Source organism: Mesorhizobium waimense (assembly GCF_003601975.1).
Lineage (GTDB): Bacteria > Pseudomonadota > Alphaproteobacteria > Rhizobiales > Rhizobiaceae > Mesorhizobium > Mesorhizobium waimense.
The window spans coordinates 1-994 of the sequence record NZ_QZWZ01000167.1; the positions used below are offsets into that span (position 1 = coordinate 1).

Below are 994 nucleotides of genomic sequence, written 5' to 3' on the forward strand. Positions count from 1 at the left end.
ATCGACAAGACGTCGGGTGCCATTCGCACACCGATCGTCATGGCCAATTCGTATCTCCTCCCCCACGACCCATCCACCATGGACTGGTCCGACACCGAAACCCCCTCCTACACGCGCAATTCCGGCCACAACCAGATCGGCCTGCAGCGCAAGTTGGCGGCGCTCGAGGGCGGCGAAGATGCCGCCGTTTTCGCGACCGGCATTGCGGCTCTCCATGCCGTGTTCTTCACCTTCCTGAAGACGGGCGACCACGTCATCGTCGGCGATGTCACCTACGAGGCCGTCTGGCGCCTCTTTGCAGAACTCCTGCCGCAACGCTACCAGATCGAGGCAACCTTCGTCGACATGGGCGACATGGACGCCGTAAGAGCCGCCGTGCGGCCGAACACCAAGCTGATCCATACCGAAACGATCGCAAATCCCACCACGAAGGTCGCCGATATCGCAACCCTCGTCTCGATCGCCAGGCAAGCCGGCGCGCTTCTGTCAGTGGACTCAACCTTCACCCCTCCACCCTTTTTCCGGCCGCTGGCGCTCGGAGCAGATCTCGTCAGCCATTCGCTGACCAAGTACATCAACGGCCATGGTGATGCGATGGGCGGCGTAGTCATCGGCTCGAAGGAGCTCATCCATCACGTCAAGGCCGATGCCCTGGTCGATCTGGGAGGAACAATCTCCCCCTTCAACGCCTGGCTGATCATGCGCGGCTCGGTCACTTTGCCGCTTCGGCTCAGGCAGCAGTTCTCGACCGCAGAGCTTGTCGCCCAGTCTCTCGCTGCCGACAAGCGTGTTGCCTATGTCACCTACCCGGGCCTTGAAAGCCATGACCAGCATCAGGTGGCGAAAAAGCAGTTCGCCGGCAAGGGCTATGGCGCGATGATGGCCTTCGCGGTCGAAGGCGATCCCGACACTCAAAATCGGTTTGTTGCAAATCTGAAGGTAATTACCTCGGCGGTCTCGCTCGGTCACGACGAGAGCCTGATCGTGCACGTGG

The 994-nt window shown here is 61.0% G+C and carries 1 protein-coding gene; it reads left to right on the top strand.

Annotated elements, in window-relative coordinates; all coding sequences use genetic code 11:
* On the top strand, window positions 1-994 hold a 994-nt coding region (locus D3227_RS40420), incomplete at both ends, for a trans-sulfuration enzyme family protein (RefSeq protein ID WP_120019467.1).